Annotated in this window: 11 protein-coding genes and 1 pseudogene; 4 read left to right on the forward strand and 8 right to left on the reverse strand. The window is 70.9% G+C overall.

The window, feature by feature from the left end:
- Nucleotides 1-18: 18 nt before the first annotated feature.
- Nucleotides 19-165, reverse strand: a complete 147-nt coding sequence (locus KHP12_RS00385; RefSeq protein WP_157857019.1) for a hypothetical protein — start codon at nucleotides 163-165, stop codon at nucleotides 19-21.
- Here KHP12_RS00385 and KHP12_RS00390 point away from each other — a divergent pair.
- Nucleotides 164-358: a hypothetical protein gene (locus KHP12_RS00390; protein WP_020866016.1), complete on the forward strand. Its 195-nt coding sequence runs from the start codon at nucleotides 164-166 to the stop codon at nucleotides 356-358. The two genes, KHP12_RS00385 and KHP12_RS00390, sit on opposite strands and share 2 nt — an antisense overlap.
- 36 nt (nucleotides 359-394) lie before the next feature.
- Here KHP12_RS00390 and KHP12_RS00395 read toward each other — a convergent pair whose 3' ends face one another.
- Together KHP12_RS00395 and KHP12_RS00400 are read right to left on the reverse strand one after the other, a co-directional pair.
- The gene (locus KHP12_RS00395) at nucleotides 395-1,783 is read right to left on the reverse strand and encodes a family 2B encapsulin nanocompartment shell protein (RefSeq protein ID WP_210608722.1); all 1,389 of its coding nucleotides are present in this window, start codon (nucleotides 1,781-1,783) and stop codon (nucleotides 395-397) included.
- Between the two features lie 91 nt (nucleotides 1,784-1,874).
- Nucleotides 1,875-3,287, reverse strand: a complete 1,413-nt coding sequence (locus KHP12_RS00400; protein ID WP_211831215.1) for a family 2B encapsulin nanocompartment shell protein — start codon at nucleotides 3,285-3,287, stop codon at nucleotides 1,875-1,877.
- Between the two features lie 393 nt (nucleotides 3,288-3,680).
- Between KHP12_RS00400 and KHP12_RS00405 the strand changes: the two genes are divergently transcribed.
- On the forward strand, nucleotides 3,681-4,598 hold the full coding sequence (locus KHP12_RS00405) for a phosphatidylinositol-specific phospholipase C/glycerophosphodiester phosphodiesterase family protein (RefSeq protein ID WP_210608720.1): 918 nt from the start codon (nucleotides 3,681-3,683) through the stop codon (nucleotides 4,596-4,598).
- Nucleotides 4,599-5,102: 504 nt separating this feature from the next.
- Here KHP12_RS00405 and KHP12_RS00410 read toward each other — a convergent pair.
- A pseudogene (locus KHP12_RS00410) lies at nucleotides 5,103-6,389 on the reverse strand (1-deoxy-D-xylulose-5-phosphate synthase N-terminal domain-containing protein); the annotation flags it as partial.
- Between the two features lie 35 nt (nucleotides 6,390-6,424).
- Nucleotides 6,425-7,207 carry an inositol monophosphatase family protein gene (locus KHP12_RS00415; RefSeq protein ID WP_086882908.1) on the reverse strand — a complete coding sequence of 261 codons (783 nt, stop codon included), beginning with the start codon at nucleotides 7,205-7,207 and terminating at the stop codon, nucleotides 6,425-6,427.
- Nucleotides 7,208-7,697: 490 nt separating this feature from the next.
- On the opposite strand from KHP12_RS00415, the gene KHP12_RS00420 reads away from it, so the two are divergent.
- Entirely contained in the window at nucleotides 7,698-8,186 is a 489-nt protein-coding gene (locus tag KHP12_RS00420; protein WP_208653079.1) for a GNAT family N-acetyltransferase, read from the forward strand.
- Here the strand turns inward: KHP12_RS00420 and KHP12_RS00425 are convergent.
- Both KHP12_RS00425 and xylB read right to left on the reverse strand, forming a co-directional pair.
- Entirely contained in the window at nucleotides 8,167-9,465 is a 1,299-nt protein-coding gene (locus KHP12_RS00425) for an ROK family transcriptional regulator (protein WP_086882906.1), read from the reverse strand. The genes KHP12_RS00420 and KHP12_RS00425 overlap by 20 nt on opposite strands.
- Before the next feature lie 69 nt (nucleotides 9,466-9,534).
- Nucleotides 9,535-10,992 (reverse strand): xylulokinase, encoded by a 1,458-nt coding sequence (gene xylB, locus KHP12_RS00430; RefSeq protein WP_244202950.1) that lies wholly within the window; start codon nucleotides 10,990-10,992, stop codon nucleotides 9,535-9,537.
- Nucleotides 10,993-11,110: 118 nt separating this feature from the next.
- Here xylB and xylA point away from each other — a divergent pair, with 118 nt between their 5' ends.
- Complete coding sequence (gene xylA / locus KHP12_RS00435; RefSeq protein ID WP_037957206.1) at nucleotides 11,111-12,283, forward strand: xylose isomerase; 1,173 nt, start codon at nucleotides 11,111-11,113, stop codon at nucleotides 12,281-12,283.
- Between the two features lie 96 nt (nucleotides 12,284-12,379).
- Here the strand turns inward: xylA and KHP12_RS00440 are convergent, their stop codons facing one another.
- A complete protein-coding gene (locus tag KHP12_RS00440; RefSeq protein WP_208653078.1) occupies nucleotides 12,380-13,468 on the reverse strand; it encodes a pectinesterase family protein in 1,089 nt (362 codons plus the stop codon).
- Nucleotides 13,469-13,659 lie beyond the last annotated feature (191 nt).

The raw sequence follows: 13,659 nt of genomic DNA on the forward strand, positions 1-13,659 counted from the left end.
GGGGCTCACCGCGCCCGCTCACCGCGCGGCGGCGACCGCCTGGAGGTAACCGAACAGCAGATCGGCACCCGTATGGAGCACCAGGTGACGGCGGTCCAGGGGCGATTCTGGGCCACACTGACGGCCGGATTCCGATGCTCCGTAGTGGCCGAGGAGGCTCCCCATGGCCATTTCCATCTCCGTGGTCCTGCTGCTTCTGATCCTCACAGTGGTGTTTCTCCGCAGCGGCGGACTGCGCATCTCGCATGCGCTGGTCTGTGTGACGCTCGGCTTCTACCTGGCGAGCAGCAGCGTGGCGCCCACCATCTCCGAGGGGCTGGCGGCCACCGCGGACGTGGTCAGCAGCGTCCGTCCCTGATCCACGCCCGCGGCGACCGGTCTCCGACGGCCGGGCTCAGCGGCCGATCTCGACGTCCTCCAGCACACCGACGGCATCGGGCACCAGAATCGCCGCCGAGTAGTAGGCGGAGACCAGATAGGACGTCACGGCCTGCTCGCTGATGCCCATGAACCGGACGTTCAGACTGGGCTCGTACTCGTCCGGGATACCGGTCTGATGCAGACCGATGACCCCCTGGCTCTCCTCCCCGGTGCGCATCGCCAGGATCGAGCTGGTGCCGGACTCGCTGATCGGGATCTTGTTGCAGGGCAGCAGCGGAACCCCGCGCCACGCCCGCACCGCGATCCCGGCCACCTCCACGCCCTGCGGATACAGACCACGGTTGCTGCACTCCCGCCCGAAGGCGGCGATGGTGCGCGGATGCGCCAGCAGATACTGGGTCTTGCGGCGCCGGGCCAGCAGCTCGTCGAGGTCGTCGGGGGTGGGCGGACCGCTGCGGGTGTGAATGCGCTGGGACAGATCGGCGTTGTGCAGCAGACCGAATTCCCGGTTGTTGACCAGCTCGTGCTCCTGGCGTTCGCGCAGGGCCTCGATGGTGAGGCGGAGCTGCTGCTCGACCTGGTTCATGGGCTCGTTGTAGAGGTCGGCGACGCGGGTGTGGACGCGCAGCACGGTCTGGGCCACGCTCAGCTCGTACTCCCGAGGCTCCAGTTCGTAGTCCACGAACGTGCCCGGCAGCGTCGGCTCGCCCGCGTGGCCGGACGCGATGGCGATATCGGCCTCACCGCGCCGGTTCTGAGCGGGCGCGGTCCGCTCGGCGAGCCCCTGGAGATGGTCGCGCAGCGCCGCGGAGCGGTCGGCGGCCTCCTGGACCACGCGGCGGGGGAGGGTGAGCACCGTGGTCCGGGTGATGGCCCGGGCGGTGAACTCCCAGGTGCGCTCCGGACCGGTCAGGACCGCGTCGCCGAAGTACTCCCCGTCGGCCAGCACCGCCAGCGTGCTGCCCTCGTCATACGCGCCGGGGGCGATCTGGCGGACCTTGCCATGGGCGATCAGGAACACCTGGTCGGCCGGGCGGCCCGCCTCCACCAGCACATCCCCCGGCGCGTACTCGCGCTGGACACAGCCGTCGGCCAGCGACTCCAGCACCGAGGTGACCCCGAAGCCGCGCAGCGTCGGCAGCTCGCCCAGCTCCGGCGGGATGACCCGCACCTGTGATCCGGTGGTGATGAACTCCACCCGCCCGTCCCCGACCGTGTAGGTCAGCCGGCGGTTCACCCGGTACGTACCGGCCGACACCTGGACCCAGGGGAGGACGCGCAGCAGCCACCGGGAGGAGATGGCCTGCATCTGCGGAACGGACTTGGTGGTGGTCGCCAGATTCCGTGCGGCGGCCGTGCCCAGACTCAGCGGCTGCTCACCGGACTCCACGGAGGTGGTCATAAGTGCTCATCACCCATTTCGGTAGATCTTCGGGAAGGTATGCGAAGGCCACAGGCCCGGTCGGGTGGACGTCAGAGTCCGCCGGGCGGATTCAGAGCCCGACTTCCACGTTCTCCAGAATTCCGAGCGCGTCCGGGACGAGCACGGCCGCGGAATAGTAGGCGCTGACGAGATACGAGATGATGGCCTGCTCGCTGATTCCCATGAAGCGCACCGAGAGGCTCGGCTGGTATTCGTCGGGAATTCCGGTGCGGTGCAGTCCGATGACCCCCTGGTTCTCCTCCCCGGTGCGCAGAACGAGAATCGAGCTCACCCCGCTCCCGGAGACCGGAATCTTGTTGCACGGCAGGATGGGCACCCCTCGCCAGGCCGGCAGCGCGTGCCCGTTCACCTCCGTGGGCTGCGGGGAGATGCCACGGCTGTTGAACTGCCGGCCGATCGCCGCGATGGCGCGCGGATGCGCCAGGATCAGCCCCGGGTCCTTCCAGACGGTGGCCAGCAGCGCGTCGAGGTCGTCGGGGGTGGGCGGACCGCTGCGGGTGTGAATGCGCTGGGACAGGTCGGCGTTGTGCAGCAGGCCGATCTCGGGGTTGTTGATGAGCTCGTGCTCCTGGCGTTCGCGCAGGGCCTCGATGGTGAGGCGGAGCTGCTGCTCGACCTGGTTCATGGGCTCGTTGTAGAGGTCGGCGACGCGGGTGTGGACGCGCAGCACGGTCTGGGCCACGCTCAGCTCGAACTCCCGAGGCGTCAGCTCGTACTCCGCGAAGGTGCCCGGCAGGACCGGCTCGCCCGAGTGTCCCGAGGCCAGCGCGATGGCCGCCTCCCCATGCTCGTTCCGCTCGGTCTCCGGCGCCGAGCGCACCGCCTCCACATGCGCGCGCAGCTCCGGTGAGCGGTCCAGCTGCTCCTCGAACTCCTGCCGGGGCAGGGCCAGCACCGTGCAGGACGTCACGGCCTTCACGGTGACGCCCCAGGTGCCCGCCTCGGCGGCGGTCAGCTCCGGCTCCCCGATGTGGTCGCCACCGGCGGCCGAGCCGATCACCGAGGGTTCGTCGAACGCGCCCTCGGTCAATTTGTCGACCTTGCCGTGGGCGATGAGGAGGAGCTCATCGGCCGGGCGCCCGGCCTCCACCAGCACATCGCCGGGCGCGAACTCCCGCTGGGCGAAGCGGTCCGCCAGGGCCTCGAGCACCGCGGTGTCCTCGAACCGGCGCAGCAGCGGCAACTCGCGCAGCTCGACCGGGATGACCCGCACCTGTGATCCGGTGGTGGTGAACTCCACCCGGCCGTCGCCGAGCGTATGGGACGCCCGGCGGTTCACCCGGTAGGAACCACCCGGAACCTGCACCCACGGCAGCATGCGCAGCAGCCACCGCGAGGTGAGGCCCTGCATTTGCGGAACGGATTTGGTCGTCGTCGCCAGATTCCGCGCGGCCGCCGTGCCGAGGCTCAACTGTGGCTGCGAAATGTCGGTACCGGAACCCGGTTCAACGGACGTCGTCATCGTGAATGCTCACCCATCCCTGTACGGACCTTGAAGAAAAATTCCGCTCGAGCAACTGCCAAGCTATCAGCGGACTTTGGGCTTTTGCATTCACTCAAAAGAGTGCCCGAGTGAGGGTTATGGCGGCCGCTGCCGACGGGTAAACATTCCGAATGCGTCGTGGGTCGACGGCCCCGCGCTCCCGCCCGTTCACCCGGCGCGCGTATCCGCCCCGCGCCCCCCACGGGCACCGCCGCAACCGCCCCGGCACCTCGGGAACGGCGAGGAAATGGCCGGGGACCACCCGTGGAACTCTTCGCTCAGTACTGCCCTTTGGGCATACGTCCGCCCGATACTCACTGGCGTCGATGCTGCGTATCCGGCACCCCGCCGGGACGAGAGCCGGGAGGCCCCATGGACCGCCGTACACGCCGTGCCTTTGTCGTCACCCTCGGAGCCGCTCTGGCGGGCGGCGCGGCCGCGCCCGCGTTCGCGGGCACGTCCGCCTCGTCCGGCGGCACCGCCGTCGCGACGGACAACTCGAAGGACGGCTCGAGAGACCGCGCCAAGGGCAAGCGGCCGCTGGCCAGAGCCCACGCCCACAACGACTACGAGCACCCGCGTCCGCTCCTCGACGCGCTCTCCCACGGCTTCGGCAGTGTGGAGGCCGACATCTGGCTGGTCGACGGCCAGCTGCTGGTCGCGCACGACGCCACGGACCTCGACCCCACCCGCACCCTGGAGTCGCTCTACCTCGACCCGCTGGCCCGGCGGGTGAAGGCCAACGGCGGCCGGGTCTACGGCGGTTACGACCTGTCGCTGCAACTGCTGATCGACCTCAAGACCGCCGGGGAGCCCACCTACCTGGAGCTGGCCAAGCGGCTGCGCCGCTACGGCCACCTGTTCAGCGCCGCCTACGGCGGGGTCGGCGGCCGGGTGCGCCGCGGCGCGGTGACCGCCGTCATCTCCGGCGACCGCGGGGCACGCGCCCCCATGGAGGCCGAGAAGGTCCGCCACGCGTTCTACGACGGACGGCTGGAGGACCTCGGCTCGGGCGTGCCCGCCTCCTTCATCCCGCTGATCAGCACCGACTGGACCAAGACCTTCACCTGGACGGGAGCCGGTCCGATACCGGCGGCGGAGCGCGAGACGCTGCGCCGCCTCGTCGCCTCCGCGCACGACGCCCGGCAGACCGTGCGCTTCTGGGCCACCCCGGACGTGGCGGGTCCGGAGCGCGACGCCCTGTGGCGTGAGCTCCTGGCCGCCGACGTGGACTACCTCAACACCGACGACCTGGCGGGCCTGGAGGCGTTCCTGCGCGGCGCCCACTGACGCGCCGTACGGCTCCCGGCGGCCACCGGCGGAACACGCGGTGACGCGACGGGTTCCCGGGCGGACCCGGCGGACCCGCGGAAGATGCCGTGGCGGCGATGTCCCCGCACGTTCAGCTCCCGACTTCCGCGCATGTCACCAACCTGGCTGGTGAAAAGGGGTGCCCCTGATCGAGGAGCACCCCTTCCGCAGGAAAACCTGTCTCATTTCCGCAGGAAAACCTGTCTCATCTTGAGCAGGCTGTGTCACCTCGTTGAACGGCGTGCGTGGCCCAGGTTGCGACCGACCCGACGTAGGAACGCGCGGGTGTCGCACCTGACGTGGTCCGTGACGAGGACTCCGCTCCGTCGCGGCGGCGTACGATGCCCGGTGGCCGCTTCCTCAGGCGTTGTCGGCGATCGGCACGAGGTTGCTCGGGGTCCCCCCGCCCCGGCGAAAGCCCCCGTTCTTGCCCGGGCCGAGGTCCACGGCGCCGTAGACGGCCTTGTGCAGGGCATCCTCGGCGAGTCCCAGTTCCGCGAGGAGTTCACCACGCGACCCGTGGTCGAGGAACTGCTGGGGAATCCCGATGACGTCGACCGGAACGGAGACGCGGGCATCGCGCAGTGCCTGCGTCACGGCTGTCCCCACACCCCCATGCGTCCACTGTCCTCCACGGTGACGATATGACGATATCCACGGGCCAGCCGGATGAGTCCCTCGGGAACCGGCTTGACCCACCGTGGGTCGATGACCGTGGCGCCGACACCGTCGTCGGCGAGCCGGTGCGCTACTCGTACGCACGGGCCTGCCATGGCGCCCACACCGACGATCAGTACGGCGCGCTGCTCGGATTCGTACAGCACGTCGACGCCGTGCCTGCGTTCGAGGGCGGGCACGGCGGGCTCGACCGCGCCTTCGGGGAAGCGCAGGGCTGTCGGCGCGTCCGTGACGTCGACGGCCTCGCGGAGTTCCTCACGAAGGGTGTCGGCGTCCCGGGGGACGGTCACGCGCAGGTGGGGAACCACGTTGAGGAGGGACAGGTCCCACATGCCGTTGTGGCTGGCACCATCACTGCCCGTGATGCCGGCGCGGTCCAGTACGAACGTCACGCCGCACCGGTGCAGGGCGACGTCCATGAGGAGCTGGTCGAAGGCCCGGTTCAGAAAGGTGGAGTACACGGCGACGACGGGATGCAGACCGGCCATCGCCATGCCGGCCGCCGAGGTCACCGCGTGCTGTTCCGCGATGCCGACGTCGAAGAACCGGTCCGGGTGGCGTGTGCCGAACTCACCCAGTCCGACCGGACCTTGCATGGCCGCCGTGATGGCGGTGACACTCGGGTTCTCCGCACCGATCTCGGCGATTTCCGCGGAGAAGACGGACGTCCAGCTCTGGGAACCGTCCGACGCCGCACAGCGCGTACGCCTTGGACAACCCGTCGGCGTAGGCGAGCGCCGTGGAGGCATGAGAGTTCTCGACCAGGTCGTGTGCGGACTCCGCTCGTGACGGATAGCCCGAGAGGTCGCCCTTCGTGCGGAGCGTGGCGAACATGTCCCGGCGCCCCGTGACGATCTTGTGGACATAGGACTGGTGCCCGGTGTCCCAGACGATGGAATCCTTGGGAGAATCGAAGACCCGGTGCAGTGCCAGTGTCAGTTCTACTACGCCGAGATTGGGACCCAGGTGACCGCCGGTCTGTGAGACCTGCTCGATGAGAAAGGTGCGTATTTCCGAGGCACGGCGTTCCAACTCCCCTTCGGACAGATTGTGCAGGTCTTCCGGGGAGCTGATCTCGTTGAGCAGTTGCACCATGGGATTCCCTTTCTGCACCGTTTCCCGGGAGTTCACAGGTTGATGAGGGCGTGCTTCAGCCCCGCGACGACTTCGGGAGATCCCGCGAGGAAGGCGTCGATCTGCCCGGCCCGAATGGTTTCGCACTGGCCTCCGGCGGCCTTCACCAGAGCGATACCGGCTGCGATGTCCCAGATGCTGAGATTGATTCCGACGTAGCCGTCGAGCGAGCCGTCGGCCACCGAGAAGAGGTCGCAGGCGGCGGATCCCACCCAGCGCCAGTCCTGGACCTGGGCGACCAGGGCCGGCACGATCTGCCGCAGGGTGAACGCCCGTGCGGTGGCGTCGTGGCAGAGGCCGACCGCGACCAGGGCCTCGTTCACCCGGACCGAGGAGACCGACATCTGGTGTCCGGCGCTGGAGAAGACCCGGTCTCCTTCCGCCGCGGCCCAGTCGCCGTGAGCAGGCCGAACCACGGCACCCGCGAAGATCCCGTCGCGTGACTCGAGCCCGACCGAGACGGCGAAGTCGCGTCGCCCGTGCACGAAGTTCGTGGTCCCGTCGATCGGGTCGATCACCCACCGCAACCCAGAGGTCCCCTCCCGCGATCCGGTCTCCTCGGCGAGGATCCCGTCGCTCGGGCTTCGGTTCGAGAGGTGGCTGATGATCGCGCGCTCCGCTTCCTTGTCGGCGCGCGTCACGAGGTCGTAGCGGGCTCCCTTGCTTGTCACCGACTGGAGGAATTCCGCCGCGTGCTCATCAATGGACCTTGGCGCCTTCCTCGGCCGCCTCCAGTGCCAGGGCCGCGTACGGTAAGTCCACGCTCCCCCGCGCAGAAGTGACCAGCGTTTTGTTTTCTCGCATCAATACCCCCGGAATCGGCGTGTGACCGAATGATTCCTTTCCGGGGCCATCCTTGCTCGCGGAATGATCGCGCACAGCTACTCCGGGTTACGTCACCGTAAAACTGCCGTGATTGTCTCGATCTGTTTTCCCGGCTCGCGAGCACTCCCGGCGTGACGATTGAGCTTGCCAGGGGATGGTGGACGTTGCCCCGGGTCGCGCGCCGGCGGGTTCACGCCCGGTGCATGGAATTTTGCCTCATATGTTCTGGTGCCGATCGGCCATCGAGTTTTCTGGTGTCACTGCGGTGATTTCACGTCTGGATGCCGATGGGGTTGCACGCCTTTGCCTCTCGCCATGGCAGGCGGTGCTGTCGCCTGGCCGGGGGTCTCCGCGCGGGTCGAAGCGGCAGCGGTGCCCTGAGCAGGCGCGGCCCTGAAAAACCGTTCGCGGTCCGCCGGGCCCGCCGCCATCCTGGGCCGCATGATGATCAGGACCGCCACCGCTGAGGACTGGCCCGCCGTGTGGGCCTTCCTGCGCCGCATCGTCGCCGCGGGGGAGACCTACACCTACCCCCGCGACCTGGACGAGGGCAGGGCCCGCGAGATCTGGATGCTGGAGCCCCCGGGCCGTACCGTCGTCGCCACCGACCCCGACGGCACGGTCCTCGGCTCGGCCAAGATGAACCCCAACCACATGGGGCCCGCCGCGCATATCGCGGGGGCCAGTTTCATGGTGGCCCCCGAGCACGGCGGACGCGGTGTGGGCCGCGCCCTGGGCGAGCATGTCCTGGACTGGGCGCGCGCCGAGGGCTACCAGGCGATGCAGTTCAACGCCGTGGTGGAGAGCAACACCCGGGCGGTGGCGCTGTGGCGCTCACTCGGCTTCCAGGTCATCGGCACCGTCCCCAGGGCGTTCGCCCACCCCACGAACGGCTATGTGGGGTTGCACATCATGCATCGCTTCCTCTGATCCCGGTCGGCGCACCGGCCCCGGCGGGGTCCCGGAACCCCGCCGGATCGTCGAGGACCGCCTGCACCACCGAGCTGGCCGCGCCCAGCAGCGGACCGTCCGGGCCGAGCCGGGAGACGGTCACCGCCCCGCTGCCCGGACGGGCCGGGTCGGTGAGCCGCCGGCCCAACTCCCGCTCCAGGGCGGGCAGCAGCCAGGGCGCCAGCGGCGTCAGCGCGCCGCCGAGCACCACCTTCTCCGGGTCCAGGAGGTTCACCGCGCCCGCGAGGGCGATCCCGAGCGCCGAGCCCGCACCGCGCAGCGCGCGCCGCGCCCGCTGGTCCCCGCTCGCCGCCCGCACGGCCAGTACGGCGATACGGCCGCCGGGGCCCGGGTGCTGGGCCGTGGCCTCCTCCGAGGTCAGGCCGCTCGCCCGCAGCACCGCCTCCTCGCCCGCGTACTGCTCCAGACAGCCGCGCCCGCCGCAGGCGCACTCGGGCCCCTCGGGACGCACCGGCACATGGCCCAGCTCGCCCGCGAAACCGTGGGTGCCGCGCAGCAGTTGCCCGTCGAGCACGACTGCGGCGCCGATGCCGATCTCGGCCGAGACATGGACGAAGTCCCGGGGCGCCGGGTCGTGGCCGCCCCGCCACAGCTCGGCGAGCGCGCCCAGATTCGCCTCGTTGTCCACGGTCACCGGCAGACCGGGCAGCGCCGCGCGCAGCTCGGGGCCGATGTCCACCCCCTCCCAGCCCAGATTGGGGGCGCGGACGACCAGCGACGAGTCCCGCGCCACCAGGCCGGGCACCGCCACCGCGAGCCCCACCGGTCGCAGCCCGCCCAGCTCCGCCTCCGCCGCGACCTGCCGGACCAGGCCGGCGAGCTGGGTGAGCACCGGGGCCGGTGAGCGGTCGCGGTTCGCCGACGCGAGCTCGGTACGGGCGCGTATCCGCCCGGCGAGGTCCACCGCGCACACCGCGAGATGGTCCACCCCGATCTCCGCGCCCAGCCCGGCCGGACCGCGCTCGTTGAGCTGGAGGGCGCTGCCGGGGCGGCCGACCGTGCCGGGCCGGGAGGGGCCCAGCTCGACCAGCAGCCCGTCCCGGATCAGCTCGTCGACGAGCGTGGAGACGGCGGCCCGGGTGAGCCCCACCCGCGCCGCCACCGCGGCACGGGACAGCGGGCCGTGGGCGGCCACGGCGTGCAGCACGAGGGAGAGATTGCGCCGGCGCATCGCCTGCTGGGTGTTGGGCAGTGGCGCTGCCACCTGAATCCGTCTCCTCTCGGCCGATCCGCTCATTGTGCCGGGCCGGTACGACACCGGGGCCGCCCGGCCGCCGCCGCGTGGCGCTCACGCGTGGGGCGGCGTTCACGCGCGGCGCAGCAGTCCGTCCGCGTCGGACAGCACCCGGGAGAGCCGCTCCAGCGCCGCCTCGTCGCGGGGTACCGGATCGTAGGACGGGCCCTCGGCGGTGGACCAGCGCCGGGCCACCGCCGCCGGGTCCTCGCCCAGCACCAGCCCCGCGGCCTGGGCGGCGGCCCCGAGGGCGACCAGCTCCTCGGCCCGGGGCACCCGTACCGGGCGTCCGCTCAGCCGCAGGACCGTCTCCCGCCACGCCGTGCCCTTGGCGCCGCCGCCGATGAGCAGCAGCGGGGCGTCGGGCGGCGCGTCCTCGTCCAGTACCTGGTCCAGCGCGGTGAGCAGGGCGAAGACGGCGCCGTCGTAGGCGGCCTGGAGCACCTGACCCGGTGTGGTGTCGTGGCGCAGACCGTGCAGCAGCCCGGAGGCGTGCGGCAGGTTGGGGGTGCGCTCACCGTCGAGGAACGGCAGCAGCACGGCCGAGCCGCCCGGCTCCACCGCCTCCCGGTCGCGGCCCAGCAGCGCCGCGATCCGGTCGACCGCGAGCGTGCAGTTGAGCGTGCAGGCCAGCGGCAGCCACGCGTCACGCGTGTCGGCGAAGCCGGCGACCACCCCGGTGGGGTCGGCGGGCCGGTGCACCGAGACCGCGTAGACGGTGCCGGAGGTGCCCAGGCTCAGCACCGGCTGTCCCGGGCGCAGGCCGAGCCCCAGGGCGGCCGCCATGTTGTCGCCCGTGCCGGTGGCCACCAGGGCGCCGGTGGGCAGCGGCAGATCGGGCAGCTCCCGCACGGTCCCGGCGGCCTCGCCGTGGCGCAGCACACGCGGCAGCAGCTCGGGGGAGAGCCCGACCAGGTCCAGGATCTCCTCGTCGTAGGACTCGGTGCCCGAGGCCCACCAGCCGGTGCCCGAGGCGTCGCCGCGGTCGGTGGTGCCGTAGCCGGTGAGCCGCTCGGTGAGGTAGTCGTGAGGAAGCCGGACGGCCGCGGTGGCGCGGGCCGCCTCCGGCTCGTTCTCCATGAGCCAGGCCCACTTGGTGACGGTGAACGACGTCGGGGGCACGCTGCCGATCCGCTCCGCCCAGGTCTTGGGGCCGCCCAGCTCCTCGATGAGCCGGTCGCGCTGCGGCGCGGAGCGCACATCGTTCCACAGCAGCGCGGGCCGCACCGAGCGGCCCGAGGCGTCCAGCGTGACCAGACCGTGCTGCTGGCCGCCCACGGAGACCGCGGCCGCCTCCCGGGCCGGGGTCCCGCACTGGCGCAGCGCCTCGGTGAGCGCCTCCCACCACTGCTCGGGGACGGACTCCTTACCGGTGCCGTCGCTGCCGCCGCCGACGGTGTGCGGGGCCTGTCCTCGGGCGACGACCGCACCGGTCGCGGAGTCGACGACGAGCGCCTTGGTCGACTGCGTGGAGCTGTCCACGCCGACGACGAGCGGTCCTTGCGGCACGGGCACGGCTGCTGCTGCCATCTCGCCCTCTCCCTTGCGTTCATGGGTCGTGCGGTGTGCGGACTGTACGGGGCTTCCCCGGAATGCTCGCGCATACTAATTTGTAAAGCGCCATGACGAAATAGGCGAGGGAGCCGCGATGAGCTACAACCCCACCCCCGAGGACAGGTTCACCTTCGGACTGTGGACGGTCGGCTGGCAGGGCCGGGACCCGTTCGGGGACGCCACCCGCCCGGCGCTCGACCCCGTGGAGTCCGTGACCCGGCTCGCCGAACTCGGCGCGTACGGCGTCACCTTCCACGACGACGACCTCATCCCCTTCGGAGCCTCGGAGACCGAGCGCGCATCGCATATCAAGCGCTTCCGGCAGGCCCTGGACGCCACCGGAATGACCGTGCCCATGGCGACCACCAACCTCTTCACCCATCCGGTCTTCAAGGACGGCGCCTTCACCGCCAACGACCGCGATGTGCGCCGCTACGCGCTGCGCAAGACCATGCGCAACATCGACCTCGCCGCCGAGCTGGGCGCGAAGACCTATGTGGCCTGGGGCGGCCGCGAGGGCGCCGAGTCCGGCGGCGCCAAGGACGTGCGCGCCGCGCTCGACCGGATGAAGGAGGCGTTCGACCTGCTCGGCGCGTATGTCACCGAGCAGGGCTACGATCTGCGCTTCGCCATCGAGCCCAAGCCCAACGAGCCGCGCGGCGACATCCTGCTGCCCACCGTCGGCCATGCCCTGGCCTTCATCGAGCGGCTGGAGCGGCCCGAGCTGTACGGGGTCAACCCGGAGGTCGGCCACGAGCAGATGGCCGGGCTGAACTTCCCGCACGGCATCGCGCAGGCGCTGTGGGCGGGCAAGCTCTTCCACATCGACCTCAACGGCCAGAACGGCATCAAGTACGACCAGGACCTGCGGTTCGGCGCGGGCGATCTGCGGGCCGGCTTCTGGCTCGTGGACCTGCTGGAGACCGGTGGCTACGAGGGCCCGCGCCACTTCGACTTCAAGCCCCCGCGCACCGAGGACATCTCGGGCGTCTGGGCCTCGGCGGCGGGCTGCATGCGCAACTACCTCATCCTCAAGGAGCGCGCGGCCGCCTTCCGCGCCGACCCCGAGGTCCAGGAGGCGCTGCGCGCCTCGCGCCTGGACCAGCTGGGCCTGCCGACCCTCGACGAGGGCGAGACCCCGGCGGCGCTGCTCGCGGACCGCACCGCCTTCGAGGACTTCGACGTCGAGGCGGCCGCCGAGCGCGGTATGGCCTTCGAGCGCCTCGACCAGCTGGCCATGGACCATCTGCTGGCCGCACGCGGCTGACCGGGCCCGGCTGACCGTGTCCGGCCGCCGGTCCCGCCCCCCGACGGGACCGGCGGCCGGGGCTCTCACCGGCTCAGGACTCCGGCAGCCGACCGCTCAGGACGACGGCTGCCAGCCGCCGAGCCAGTCGGCGATCTCGTAGTCCGCGGCCTGGGCGTCGGTCAGCTGCGGACGGTCCGTGCTCGCCGCACCGGAACCGGCGCCGGTGTTCTTGTACTCCGAGAAGCGGTCATCCTTCCAGGAGAAGCCGCTCATGTCCGTCCACGGTGTGGTCTTGATCGCCGCTGACAGATCCGTATTGCGAACGATCGCCTGCGGATCGAGACTGGCGTCGCCGCCCGCGTGCCAGGGACGGCCGAGAGAGAACGACCGAGAGCTGACATCCCCAGTGATGTTGCTGTTGATGAACAGGAAGCCCTTCTTCCCGGCCGCCGTCGAGGGCGCCGCGACATAGCCGCCGGAGCTGCCGTCGTAGCGCTTGACGAGCCGGATCGCCGACTTGTTGATCACGGCGGAGGCCCGGCCGAAGATGAAGTCGACATTCCCCTGGATCCAGGCGTTGTTGACGTACACCCGGCCGACCTTGTCCTTGCTCGCCGAGTCCAGCAGCAGGGTGTCCTGGTCCCCGACCGCGCCGATGTTGTCCAGGACGATCCGGTCGCCCGCGGTGCGCAGCGCGACCGCCTGCTTGTCGGTGATGCTGGTGTTGCCCTCGTTGAAGTCGTTCACGAACTGGAGGTTGCGGGCCTGGAAGTCGTCGGCCTCGACGGCCACGGTCGCGCTGCCGCTGGTGCCGTAGGTGCCTCCGCCGGGCTTGGGGGTGCCGGAGGCGTTGTTGTAGACGATCGTCACGTCGTTCTTGCTGCTCGTGGTCCCCACCAGCCGGATGTGCGGCTTGTTGGCGGGCACCTTCACCGTCTCGCGGTACGTACCGGGCTTGACGGAGATGGTGACGGTGGACGGGTTGTTCGCCGGCACCGCGTCGACGGCCGCCTGCACGGTGGTGTGGGCGCCGCTGCCGTCCTTGGCCACCACGAGGGTGGCCGCCGCGGTCGTGGGCGTGTCGGCCGTGGGCGTGGCGGCGTGGGCCGGGGCGACGACGAGCCCGACGCCGGTGGCCAGGGCCAGGGAGCCGATGAGCGGAGCGGGGCGGCGGCGCCGGGGGCGCCGTGGACTGAGGGTCATGGTCGGTGACTCCGTCCCGTGGAGGCGTGCCGAGGGGGTTGACGCCTTACGGTCTCCACGGCCCACCCAAAGGTTGCCGCCCGGCTGCCTTCGGCGTGGCCGGCTCCTCGCTCCGGCTGGATCTTCGGCTTGTCTCGTTCACGGTCACCGGCCGCATCGGACGGGGCAACGCCGAACCGTGGCCGGCAGCT

This window comes from Streptomyces asiaticus (assembly GCF_018138715.1).
Taxonomy (GTDB): Bacteria; Actinomycetota; Actinomycetes; order Streptomycetales; family Streptomycetaceae; genus Streptomyces; species Streptomyces asiaticus.

What these genes read in the sequence shown, in the direction of transcription:
- KHP12_RS00400 (WP_211831215.1), bottom strand. Translation starts at nt 3,287, where the DNA reads ATGACGACGTCCGTTGAACCGGGTTCCGGTACCGACATTTCGCAGCCA.
- KHP12_RS00390 (WP_020866016.1), top strand. Translation starts at nt 164, where the DNA reads ATGGCCATTTCCATCTCCGTGGTCCTGCTGCTTCTGATCCTCACAGTG.
- KHP12_RS00405 (WP_210608720.1), top strand. Translation starts at nt 3,681, where the DNA reads ATGGACCGCCGTACACGCCGTGCCTTTGTCGTCACCCTCGGAGCCGCT.
- KHP12_RS00385 (WP_157857019.1), bottom strand. Translation starts at nt 165, where the DNA reads ATGGGGAGCCTCCTCGGCCACTACGGAGCATCGGAATCCGGCCGTCAG.
- xylB (WP_244202950.1), bottom strand. Translation starts at nt 10,992, where the DNA reads ATGGCAGCAGCAGCCGTGCCCGTGCCGCAAGGACCGCTCGTCGTCGGC.
- KHP12_RS00425 (WP_086882906.1), bottom strand. Translation starts at nt 9,465, where the DNA reads ATGAGCGGATCGGCCGAGAGGAGACGGATTCAGGTGGCAGCGCCACTG.
- KHP12_RS00440 (WP_208653078.1), bottom strand. Translation starts at nt 13,468, where the DNA reads ATGACCCTCAGTCCACGGCGCCCCCGGCGCCGCCGCCCCGCTCCGCTC.
- KHP12_RS00395 (WP_210608722.1), bottom strand. Translation starts at nt 1,783, where the DNA reads ATGACCACCTCCGTGGAGTCCGGTGAGCAGCCGCTGAGTCTGGGCACG.
- xylA (WP_037957206.1), top strand. Translation starts at nt 11,111, where the DNA reads ATGAGCTACAACCCCACCCCCGAGGACAGGTTCACCTTCGGACTGTGG.
- KHP12_RS00420 (WP_208653079.1), top strand. Translation starts at nt 7,698, where the DNA reads ATGATGATCAGGACCGCCACCGCTGAGGACTGGCCCGCCGTGTGGGCC.